Consider the following 11,891-nt stretch of genomic DNA (forward strand, 5'->3'; position numbering starts at 1 on the left):
GGCGCAACGGCCACTGACTCGCGGCCAGTGCTACACTTTTCCGCTTTAACATTGATGAATCCGACCTATGACCGCACTGGACGCTTCACAACAACATAAACATCAAAGCCGCCTTAACTGGGGTACACGCACTATCTTTTTAATTAATGGCTTAGGGATGTCAGCCTGGGCTCCGCTGGTGCCGTTTGCCCGGGATCGTCTGCAGCTCAGTGGCGCGTCCCTGGGCGCCTTGCTGCTCTGTCTGGGTATTGGTTCGCTGGCGGCGATGCCGGTGACCGGCACGCTGGTGGCGCGTTTTGGCTGCCGTCGCGTGATGTGCGTCTCCACCCTGTTAGTACTGATGATGATGCCGCTGCTGGCGACAGCAGACTCTCATCTGGTGATGGCGGCTGCGCTAATGCTTTTTGGTGCCGGGCTGGGCATGCTGGATGTGGCGATGAATTATCAGGCGGTTCAGGTTGAGCAGGCTGCAGATAAACCGATGATGTCGGGCTTTCATGGTTTCTTCAGTCTTGGTGGTATTCTGGGCGCAGGAACCGTCAGCCTGTTGTTGAGCCGGGATTTCACTCCACTGACCGCTACGCTGGTGGTAATGGCAATAATGCTCTTGCTGCTGCTATGGCGATTGCCGGTCCTGATGAATGCGCGTCTGCATCAGCCCGATCAGCCCTGGCTGGTGATCCCACGTGGCTGGGTTGCGTTCCTTGGCCTGCTCTGCTTTATCCTTTTCCTGGCGGAAGGGGCCGTACTGGACTGGGGCGCGCTGCTGCTGCTGCAGAACCCGGCGATGTCACCCGCCTATGCCGGACTCGGCTATGCCGTCTTTTCCGTGGCGATGACGCTGGGCCGTTTTAGTGGCGACAAGATCATCCAGCGTTTTGGCCGCTATCCTGTGATGCTCTCCGGCGCCCTGACCGCCGCAGCGGGTATGTGTCTGGCCGTCTGGCTGCCGTGGCCGGAGATCGCTCTGCTGGCTTTCCTGCTGGTCGGCTTTGGTTTATCCAATACGGTGCCGATGTTGTTCAATGCTGCCGGGAATCAACAGGATATGCCTGCGAACCTGGCGATTTCTGCCATGACAACGCTGGGATATGCGGGTATTCTCTCAGGTCCGGCTTTAATCGGATTCATTTCGCAATGGATCAGCCTCAGCGGCGCATTTTTACTGATCGCCCTGTTGCTGTTAGCGGTAGCCGCCAGTGCGCGAAAAGTTGCGCGATAATTCAGGTACCTGACACGCTATGTTGTATAAGTTTCCACTGACCTCCGGCAATGTCACCCGCTTTTTTGTGGTTTTCAATCTGGTGCTCCTGCTGGCGCTGGGCTTTATGGTGCATAACTCGGTCAATGCCTGGCTGACCGGGAAACGCTATGCCATGGACGATCTGGCGCGTGACGTACAGAAACGTATTGATGCCTATCGCTTTGCCACCTGGCAGATATATGAAAACCTCTCAACCAGCGCAGCCGGTGCGCCACCTGGCAGTAACCTGCAGGAGACGCGGCTGCGTCCTGATGTCTATTATCTGGAAAAAACCCGGCGTAAAACGGAAGCACTGATTTTCGGCTCACATGACAGCAGTACGCTGGATATGACCATGCGGATGTCGAACTATCTCGACACGCTGTGGGGCGCGGAAAATCCCACGTGGTCGATGTACTTTTTAAATGGTCAGGACAACAGCCTGATTATGATTTCGACCCTGCCACTGAAAGATATGGCAACGCGCTATAAAGAGAGCGCCATCAGTTCAATGGTGGATAGCCGTCGCGCTGAGATGCTGCAGCAGGCCAATGCGCTGGATGAACGCGAGAGCTTCTCGCCACTGCGCCACCTCGCCTTCCAGAACGATCACTATTTCACGCTGCGCACCACCTTTAACCAGCCGGGCCATCTGGCCACTGTTGTCGCCTTTGATCTGCCGGTTAACGATATTGTTCCGCAGAACATGCCGCTGGAAAACTTCCAGCTGCGTCAGGACACCTCAATGCCTGCCAGCAGCAGTGAACAGCAGGATGTGGAAAATACCCGTGTCTCACTGGTTAATCCCAATATCGAGATTGCGGCCACCCTGCCAAGTACGCCGTTGCAGCTGGTTTATCAGGTGCCGATTACTCGCCTGATTATCGACAGCCTGCATAATCTGCTCTGGCCGCTCCTGATCAACCTGCTGCTGTTCCTGCTCTCGCTGGCGGGGATCGTGCTGCTGCGTCAGCAGTCACTGCGTCCCAGCGAAAACCAGAGCGCTGAACTCGATTCACTGCGGGTGCTGAATGAAGAGATTGTGGCCAGCCTTCCGGTCGGTCTGCTGGTGTATGACTTTGCCAGCAACCGTACTCTGCTGAGCAATAAGATTGCTGAACATCTTTTGCCTCACCTCAATCTGCAGAAGATCATTAATATGTCCGACCAGCATCAGGGCGTGCTGCAGGCCACCATCAACAACGAAGTGTATGAGATCCGTCACGCCCGCAGCGTGCTGTCGCCGCATACGCAGCTGTTTATGATGCGTGATCAGGATCGCGAACTGCTGGTTAACAAGAAATTGCAGAAAGCGCAGCAGGTGCTGGATCGCAATCATCAGATGCGCCAGCAGCTGCTGCATAATCTGGGCCATGCGCTGAATCAGCCACTGGAAAAAATGGTGGCGCAGCTGGTGCAGCTCAGCCAGCGTGATGCCGATGAAACCGTACTGGACCTGCTCGACGAGAGCCAGGGCCTGGCGCGACTGGTAGATGATATCGTGCTGCTGAACCGGCTTGAAGCACACGACTGGTCACCGGATGCGACCGTCTTCAACCTGCAGGAACTGCTGGATGAGATTGCGCTGGAAAGCCTGCCGTTGATGCGCCGCAAAGGGCTGTCGCTGGTGGTGAATAATCATCTGGCGAATGACGAGACGCGCTTTGGCGACCGTCGCGCCCTGCGCAAAGTCCTGACCACGTTGATGCACTACGCCCTGACCACGACCCGCTGGGGGAAAATTACCCTGGAAGTTAAGGCTGCGGAGAAGCAGGCCGACAGAGTGATCATCGAACTGGTGGATACCGGTGCGGGCCTGACGGTGGATGAACTGGCGAATGTCGACTTCCCGTTCCTGGGGGATACCAGCCAGGATCGTTACGGACAGGCCTCCGGCATGGCGTTCTTCCTGTGTAAGCAGCTCTGCAAGCAGATGGGTGGCAGTCTCGATATCGTGGCAAAAGCGGATATCGGCACGCGCTATAACATGCAACTGCCGCTGGTGCTGGAAGAGAAGCGTGAGGAAGAAGAGGAAAAAATTCTGGATGGCGTGACCGCGCTGGTGGAGATCACCGTGGAGGACGTACATAAAATCGTCTGCCGCCATCTGGAGAACTGGGGAGCGCGTTGTCTGACACCTGATGAGCGCATTTCCGGTCAGGATCACGATGTCATGGTGACCGACGATCCCTCGAAGCTTAGCGGCTGGGCACTGCTGCTGGCGGAAGATGAATTGGGTCATCATGCACTGAACGACCAGCAGTATCGGGTCAATTTCAATCTCAGTAATGCGATGCTGGATGCATTGCTGGCCCTGATTGAGAAACAACTGTCGCATGATGTGATGGATAACGACATGGAAGACGACGCGGCCACGCCATTAATGAGCGGCGGCTATTTCCAGCTGTTTACGGAGACAGTACCGGTTGATGTGAAGAGACTGTATACTGAGTCGGCGGAAAAGGACTACGCCTCGCTTGCTCAGACAGCGCATCGCCTAAAGGGCGTGTTTGCCATGCTCAATCTGACTCCCGGCAAACAGCTTTGTGAAGAGTTAGAACACCACATTAAAGCGTGTGACGATTCAAACATTACAAATACCACCAGTGATATTGACGCTTACGTCAATCAACTGCTGCAGCAAGGTAACCAATAAGATGAATAACTTAAACGTAATTATTGCCGATGACCATCCAATTGTCCTTTTCGGTATCCGAAAGTCTCTGGAACAAATTGAATGGGTCAACGTTGTAGGTGAGTTCGAAGACTCAACAGCACTGATCAATAATCTGTCCAAGCTTGATGCCAACGTCCTGATCACCGACCTCTCTATGCCAGGTGAGAAGTATGGCGATGGTATTACGCTGATTAAATATATTAAACGCCACTACCCGGATCTCTCGATTATTGTTCTGACCATGAACAATAACCCCGCGATTCTGAGTTCAGTCCTTGATCTCGATATCGAAGGGATTGTCCTGAAACAGGGCGCGCCTACCGATTTACCAAAAGCACTGGCTGCACTGCAGAAAGGCAAGAAATACACGCCAGAAAGCGTTGCGAAACTGCTGGAGAAGATCAGCGCGGGTGGTTATGGCGACAAGCGCCTGTCACCGAAAGAGAGTGAAGTGCTGCGTCTGTTTGCAGAAGGTTTCCTGGTAACCGAAATCGCCAAGAAACTGAACCGCAGTATCAAAACCATCAGTAGCCAGAAGAAATCAGCGATGATGAAACTGGGCGTGGATAACGATATCGCACTGCTTAACTACCTGTCCTCTGTCAGCCAGAGTCAGGTCGAAAGAGACTAAGTTCCTCCTGAAGCGGTGCAGCTGCACCGCTTCGCCTCTGCCCTTTCCTGCCCTATCCCCGCCGCGTTTTACGAACCCGTTCAGCATAGATTGCCAGCGTCACTTTCAGCACGTCTAACGTCACCGGCTTCGACAGACAGTTATCCATACCTGCATCCATACAACGCTGTTTCTCTTCTGCCAGCGCATTCGCCGTTACGCCCACAACCGGGAACAGATGGCCCAGCTGACGTAATCGCTGCGTCAGGCGATAACCATCCATGTTCGGCATATTCACGTCGGTGAGCACGATATCAATCTCATTACGACTCAGGACATTCAGGGCATCAACGCCATCCTGGGCCGTTTTCACCTGATAGCCCAGCGTGCCAAGCTGTTCAGACAGCAGCATGCGGTTAATAGGATGGTCATCGACGATCAGCACCATGATGTCATCGTTATGAACTTTCTCTTCTACCGGGGTGGCCAGCAGCAGCGCATCGGCGGCGTCATTGCCCAGTGCAATCCGGTAGATGCGTGCCAGCAGCGCCGGCACCTCGTGCAGTGTGGCGGTGGAGTGGATCCAGCGTCCCGGCTGACGTTCACGCGGCATATCGACATGGGATCCGTCAAACGTGACCAGTGCGCGAAGCGGTGCATCAGTCTCCAGTTCGTAATCCGTCATGACCACATCATCCGGGCCTGGCTTACCGTTATACTCCGCTACCTGAATGCCCTGCTGCTGAATCTGACGCGTGATAAACGCCGCAAGATACTCATTGCGCATCGCCAGCCAGATTCTCTTATCCTGTAAGTCCTCCAGCAGCATCAACGACGGCTTCTGTCCCTGGTAAATCGGAATACGCACAATAAACTGGCTGCCCATGCCTGGCTCTGAATCGACCTCGATGTCGCCATCCATCATATTGATCAGCTTTTCACAGATCGCCAGTCCCAGCCCGGTCCCCTGGAAATTACGCTGCACGCCATTTCCCACCTGGAAGAAAGGATCAAACAGGCGTGGAAGCTCTTTCGCCGGAATACCGACACCGGTATCACGAACGCGGAAAGCCAGATAGCCCTGTGCAACGTAGGCGTGCAGAATAATACAGCCGGTATGCGTAAACTTAATCGCGTTGTTAAGCAGGTTCGAGATCACCTGCTGCAGGCGCAACGGATCGCCGTCCAGCACCTGCGGAACGTCATGTTCGATAAAGCAGTAAAGCGTCAGCCGCTTCTTCACCACCAGCGACAGATAGTTGCCCACAATGTGCGTGACAATTTCGCGAGGGGCAAACGGACGTGGCTCAATTTTCAACTGCTCTGACTCGATTTTCGAGAAGTCGAGAATATCACTGATGATCTTCAGCAGCAGGCTGGAGGAGTTGTTCATGGCCGTCACCAGCGAGTCGATACCGCTGGGTAGCTCTTTGGTCTGCAACAGATCGAGGTTACCGATAATGCCATAGAGCGGCGTGCGCAGTTCATGACTGACGGTGGCAAGGAACATCGATTTTGACTGGCTCGCCTGCTCTGCCGCGTGGGCCATCTCCTGCAGAGACTGCTCCATCCTTACGCGCGCCGAGACATCAACCAGCACACAAATCGCGACGTTCTCATTACGATAGCGCGAATGCACAAAGCTGATTTGCAGGTTGGTATTGCTGCCGGTCAGCACATCAACAAAGTTAACCTGCTGCCCGCCAATGATTTCATTCAGCCGAAGGCGGTCCTCCTGCGTCAGCAACGTCAGATAATTATGTGCCAGCTCATTACTCAGAATATTGGTGCCGTCGCTGGTGCGTAAGATACAGATCCCCACCGGCGCCGAGGCGACAATCTTACGGTTAAACTGCTCATGCTCTTCCAGACGGTGTGCATTCTCCTCTGCCGGCAGGAACATCCGGCGCTCGAATACCCAGGCGAGAGTAAACAGGATAACGGCACTGAAAATATTGAGCAGCAGCGCATTGATGATCATCAGCTTGAGCTGATCCACCATCACATCGGTAGGTACTGACCACACCACATTCAGATCGGAGGGCGGAAGTGGCTTTTTCAGCACCAGCTGACGATAACCATTCAGGTAACCGAACCAGGTTTTATCATCAGGCAGATTGTCGAGCGAGAAGCCCAGGCCGCCGCGCCGCGAGTTAAGCAGTGGACGATAGTTCTCATCGGTAATCGACGCAATGATCGGCAGGCTGCCCGGCTGAATAAACTCATCCAGTCGGATATTTTGCTCAACACCCAGCAGTGCCTGTAACTTGTTCGCGACGTAAACCGGCACCACCATATAGAAAGTGCCGACGCCAGGCTGAGCACTGCTGTTGATCCAGTACATCGGATTTCGGCGCTCTTCTTCACTGCTGTTGCGATAACGCAGCACATTCTCACGCAGCGATTTCAGGCTGCGTTCCCGATCAGCGTTGCTGCTGCCAATCGTAAAGTCGGCCAGACACTGACTTTCTCCACCGATAAAGAACACCCGATTCAGTTCATACGACGAGGCGAAGTTACTTTTCCAGTAATTGATGTAGTAGCTGAGAGAATCGAGCGAGTTGCGCCAGGTATTGCTCATTGAGGTACAGTCGCCATCCGAAAAGAGTGGCGTAAACTGCGGCTGGGTTGTTTTGCCTGGCATCATGCCGGTCAGTACATCCAGGCCACTGCTGGCATTGGTTAAGCGGTTCTCGGTGATATATTTCAGTTCACGCACCATGTCCGCCGAATGGCGCACATACCACTGAATCGTGCCGTAGTTGCTGGCAAACTCCTGCCGAACCTGCGTCTCTTTATTATGCAGTACGCTGATAATATAAAACGCTGTCAGAACGGCGCCCAGCGTCCAGATTAGCAGCGCCAGCGCGCGGAAAAGGTAGCGCGAGATGCGAAGCGTAGTGCGGAAAGAGACAGGATATTTCAAAGGTGACTCGCAGTTGGCAAGGTTAGTCGCATCATCGATTTTTAATGCCCATACACTAGCTTTATCGGGCGAAAAAAGCCAGCCAGCCGCAGGTTTAGCGGAAAGTTTGGGAATCTTTTAAGACAGTGAAAGCGACACGTTAACTCCAGCATCCAGTGGCCGCTTCTGCGCACTCAAACAAACAGACGCTCACAACATTGAAAAGCGACGCCGCTGACTAAACAAGAAAGGCCCGCACTGCCCGAAGAGCAAAGCGTCCACGCCAGGGATGGCGTGGCCGATCCGCAGGGATGCGGGACTCCTTTGCAATCGGGCAGTGCAGGCCTTTCGACGGCTCCGATTTCGCAGCCATAAGCTCCCTGCTCCCTGCAATTCTCCCCATCACATCAAAAAAAACGGCAGGCCGGGTTTCCCCTGACCTGCCGTTTCTGCAACGAACCTCAGCTCACATCAGACAAATTATTCTTCGTCTTCAGCCGCGTCGTCTTCGTCTTCTGCATCCGCTTCCGGTGCAATCTCTTCATCGTCGATCTCTGCTTCTGGCGCGATATCATCCTCGCCTTCCGCTACGCTACCGTCGATTGAATCCAGCTCTTCTTCTTCAACCGGCTCGGCAACACGCTGCAGACCGACCACGTTCTCATCCTCTGCGGTACGAATCAGAATCACACCCTGGGTATTACGACCCACGACGCTCACTTCTGACACGCGGGTACGCACCAGCGTACCAGCATCGGTGATCATCATAATCTGATCGCCATCGACAACCTGAACCGCGCCAATCACCGGACCATTACGTTCGGTCACTTTGATAGAAATAACACCCTGCGTCGCACGCGACTTGGTCGGGTATTCGCTGTTGGCAGTACGCTTACCGTAACCATTCTGGGTCACGGTCATAATTGCACCCTCTTCACGCGGTACAATCAGCGAGACCACACGATCGCCTTCAGCCAGCCTGATGCCGCGAACGCCAGAGGCAGTACGACCCATCGCACGGACTGCGGTTTCTGCAAAGCGCACCACTTTACCGGCCGCTGAGAACAGCATCGCTTCGTCATTACCATTGGTCAGCGCCACACCGATCAGCTCATCATCGTCACGCAGGTTCACGGCAATAATACCGGCGCTGCGCGGACGGCTGAACTCTTTCAGCGCGGTCTTCTTCACGGTTCCCAGCGCGGTCGCCATAAAGATATTGAAGCCTTCGGTATACTCACGTACCGGCAGAATCGCTGTAATACGCTCGTTGGCTTCCAGCGGCAGCAGGTTCACGATCGGACGTCCCCGCGCACCACGACTCGCTTCCGGCAACTGATAAACCTTCATCCAGTAGAGACGACCACGGCTTGAGAAGCAGAGAATCGTGTCATGGGTATTGGCCACCAGCAGACGATCAATGAAGTCCTCTTCTTTAATACGTGCGGCTGACTTGCCTTTACCACCACGACGCTGCGCTTCATAGTCGGTCAGCGGCTGATACTTCACGTAGCCCTGATGCGACAATGTCACCACAACATCTTCCTGATTGATCAGGTCTTCGATATTAATATCAGCGGTATTGGCAGTAATCTCTGTGCGACGCTCATCGCCGAACTGATCACGCATCAGCTCCAGCTCTTCGCGAATCACTTCCATCAGACGATCGGCGTCAGACAGAATGCGCAACAGCTCTGCGATCTGCTCCAGCAGACCTTTATACTCATCCAGCAGCTTCTCGTGCTCAAGACCGGTCAGTTTCTGCAGACGCAGATCCAGAATCGCCTGAGCCTGCTGCTCGGTCAGATAGTACTGACCGTCACGGATGCCGTACTGCGGATCCAGCCACTCCGGACGAGCGGCATCGTCGCCCGCACGTTCCAGCATCGCTGACACATTACCCAGATCCCACGCCTGCGCAATCAGACCCGCTTTCGCTTCTGCCGGGTTAGGTGCACGACGAATAAGCTCAATAATCGGATCGATATTCGCCAGCGCAATCGCCAGACCTTCCAGAATATGCGCACGGTCACGGGCTTTACGCAGTTCGAAAATGGTACGACGCGTCACGACTTCACGACGATGGCGAACGAAGGCGTCCAGAATATCCTTCAGTGCCATAATCTTTGGCTGGCCCTGATGCAGCGCCACCATATTGATACCAAAAGAGGTCTGCAACTGGGTCAGTGAATAGAGATTATTCAGAACCACTTCGCCGACGGCATCGCGCTTGATCTCAATCACGATACGCATGCCGTCTTTATCAGACTCATCGCGCAGTGCGCTGATGCCTTCAACGCGCTTCTCTTTCACCAGCTCCGCAATCTTCTCAATCAGGCGTGCTTTGTTAACCTGATACGGAAGCTCATGAATGATGATGGTCTCGCGGCCCGTTTTCGCATCGGCTTCCACTTCGCCACGCGCACGGATATAAATTTTACCGCGACCGGTGCGGTACGCTTCTTCAATACCACGGCGACCATTGATGATGGCGGCTGTCGGGAAATCTGGCCCCGGAATGTGCTCCATCAGCTCTTCGATGCTGATGTCTTCATTTTCAATATATGCCAGGCAGCCGTTAATCACTTCACGCAGGTTATGCGGTGGAATGTTGGTTGCCATACCCACGGCGATACCGGAAGAACCGTTCACCAGCAGGTTAGGGATTTTGGTTGGCAGAACTTCAGGGATCTGCTCAGTGCCGTCATAGTTCGGGACGAAATCGACGGTCTCTTTTTCCAGGTCAGCTAACAGGTCGTGGGCAATTTTCGACATGCGAATTTCGGTATAACGCATCGCCGCGGCGGAGTCGCCGTCGATGGAACCGAAGTTGCCTTGTCCGTCCACCAGCATGTAACGCAGGGAGAAAGGCTGGGCCATACGTACAATGGTGTCGTAAACGGCGGAATCACCATGCGGGTGATATTTACCGATAACGTCACCGACGACGCGGGCAGATTTTTTATAGGGTTTGTTCCAGTCGTTACCCAGTACACTCATCGCAAAAAGAACGCGACGGTGAACCGGCTTCAGGCCATCACGCACATCGGGTAAAGCTCGGCCAACGATGACCGACATGGCGTAACCGAGGTAAGAATTTTTTAATTCTTCTTCGATATTGACCGGTGTAATTTCTCTCGCAAGGTCGCTCATGGAGCCGCTATCCCTCTACTTAATCCCGGATTTTAAAGGTGCGAAAGTATATCACACTGCAATGCTCTGGTGAACGTTAACCACCGATTTCCCCCGCTTTTCATTGTCCCTGAAAGGTGTGCCAACTGCGGTTAAGCGTTTATACTGTGGGCACATTTTGTCAGGAGTTACGATTCAATGAATGCACAACCGCAGAATCATCAGCATAACGTCGATGCGCAGGAAATTGCCAAGTTTGAGGCCGTTGCCTCGCGCTGGTGGGATCTGGAGGGTGAATTTAAACCGTTGCACCGTATCAACCCGCTGCGCCTGGGCTACATCGCGCAGCACAGCAACGGTCTGTTCGGTAAAACTGTGCTCGACGTCGGATGCGGCGGCGGCATTTTATCCGAAAGCATGGCGCGTGAAGGCGCCGTCGTGACCGGTCTGGATATGGGTGCGGAACCGCTGGCCGTGGCGCGCCTGCATGCTCTGGAGAGCGGCGTGACGCTGGACTATGTGCAACAGACCGTTGAAGAGCATGCCGATCAGAACGCCGGAAAGTATGATGTGGTGACATGTATGGAGATGCTGGAGCACGTGCCGGATCCGCGCTCGGTGATTCACGCCTGTGCGAAGCTGGTCAAGCCCGGGGGCGAAGTCTTTTTCTCAACGCTGAACCGCAATCCAAAGGCCTGGCTGCTGGCGATTTTCGGCGCGGAATATGTGCTGCGCATGTTGCCGCGCGGCACCCATGATGTGAAGAAATTCATCCGCCCATCCGAACTGCTGGGCTGGGTCGATGAAACGCCCCTGCGTGAACGCCACATTATTGGCCTGCATTACAACCCGGTGACCAACCGCTTCAAACTGGCGCCCGGCACTGATGTGAATTATATGGTGCACACTCACCACGCGGGTTAAGTCATCTGCCCGCCTGAATCCGGGCGGGCACTTTTTCCTCTGCCTGCTCTTCCTGTCAGAGCGGTTAGTGCCCTCGCCTGGTGGCAGGCATTCCGATGGCTGCCAATAGGTTACGTCAGCCATGCCCGCATCCGCTCAACGTCGCGGCCCCCTGCTAGCGGCTTTTATCCATTTTTCATCCCTTTTCTGGCTGAATCCTGAGGATTGAATAAGAAACACGCGCCCGATCATAATAAGAAAAAAAAGTGTGATCCGGTTGACATGTTGCCAGGCCTTACAAGGCGTGGGCTAAGAAATTTCGCAAGAATTACAACCCCTCCAGCCATCATTTTTTGCTCTTGTTAAGCGGCCGTAAAATACTAAAATATGCCCCCATGTAGTTATGACTTTTCTCTTCACC

Annotated in this window: 6 protein-coding genes; 4 read left to right on the plus strand and 2 right to left on the minus strand. The window is 54.1% G+C overall.

Annotated features, from left to right (window positions below; translation table 11 throughout):
• Positions 1-67 precede the first annotated feature (67 nt).
• The 3 genes from AC6I77_RS12880 to rcsB are packed head-to-tail and all read left to right on the plus strand — an operon-like array spanning position 68 to position 4,551.
• Complete coding sequence (locus AC6I77_RS12880; RefSeq protein ID WP_003854200.1) at positions 68-1,222, plus strand: MFS transporter; 1,155 nt, start codon at positions 68-70, stop codon at positions 1,220-1,222.
• Between the two features lie 19 nt (positions 1,223-1,241).
• On the plus strand, positions 1,242-3,899 hold the full coding sequence (gene rcsD, locus AC6I77_RS12885) for a phosphotransferase RcsD (RefSeq protein WP_008926131.1): 2,658 nt from the start codon (positions 1,242-1,244) through the stop codon (positions 3,897-3,899).
• Position 3,900: 1 nt separating this feature from the next.
• Positions 3,901-4,551 carry a response regulator transcription factor RcsB gene (gene rcsB / locus AC6I77_RS12890; RefSeq protein WP_003854204.1) on the plus strand — a complete coding sequence of 217 codons (651 nt, stop codon included), beginning with the start codon at positions 3,901-3,903 and terminating at the stop codon, positions 4,549-4,551.
• A 52-nt stretch (positions 4,552-4,603) separates the two neighbouring features.
• Here the strand turns inward: rcsB and rcsC are convergent, their stop codons facing one another.
• Both rcsC and gyrA read right to left on the minus strand, forming a co-directional pair.
• Positions 4,604-7,456: a two-component system sensor histidine kinase RcsC gene (rcsC, locus tag AC6I77_RS12895; protein WP_003854206.1), complete on the minus strand. Its 2,853-nt coding sequence runs from the start codon at positions 7,454-7,456 to the stop codon at positions 4,604-4,606.
• A 459-nt stretch (positions 7,457-7,915) separates the two neighbouring features.
• Positions 7,916-10,588, minus strand: a complete 2,673-nt coding sequence (gyrA, locus tag AC6I77_RS12900) for a DNA topoisomerase (ATP-hydrolyzing) subunit A (RefSeq protein WP_140033189.1) — start codon at positions 10,586-10,588, stop codon at positions 7,916-7,918.
• Between the two features lie 177 nt (positions 10,589-10,765).
• Here gyrA and ubiG point away from each other — a divergent pair, with 177 nt between their 5' ends.
• Positions 10,766-11,491, plus strand: coding sequence for a bifunctional 2-polyprenyl-6-hydroxyphenol methylase/3-demethylubiquinol 3-O-methyltransferase UbiG (ubiG, locus tag AC6I77_RS12905; RefSeq protein ID WP_003854209.1), 726 nt, complete (start codon positions 10,766-10,768; stop codon positions 11,489-11,491).
• Positions 11,492-11,891 lie beyond the last annotated feature (400 nt).

Source organism: Pantoea sp. X-Soil-ISGK-259, from assembly GCF_059730705.1.

What these genes read in the sequence shown, in the direction of transcription:
- rcsD (WP_008926131.1), top strand. Translation starts at nt 1,242, where the DNA reads ATGTTGTATAAGTTTCCACTGACCTCCGGCAATGTCACCCGCTTTTTT.
- ubiG (WP_003854209.1), top strand. Translation starts at nt 10,766, where the DNA reads ATGAATGCACAACCGCAGAATCATCAGCATAACGTCGATGCGCAGGAA.
- gyrA (WP_140033189.1), bottom strand. Translation starts at nt 10,588, where the DNA reads ATGAGCGACCTTGCGAGAGAAATTACACCGGTCAATATCGAAGAAGAA.
- AC6I77_RS12880 (WP_003854200.1), top strand. Translation starts at nt 68, where the DNA reads ATGACCGCACTGGACGCTTCACAACAACATAAACATCAAAGCCGCCTT.
- rcsB (WP_003854204.1), top strand. Translation starts at nt 3,901, where the DNA reads ATGAATAACTTAAACGTAATTATTGCCGATGACCATCCAATTGTCCTT.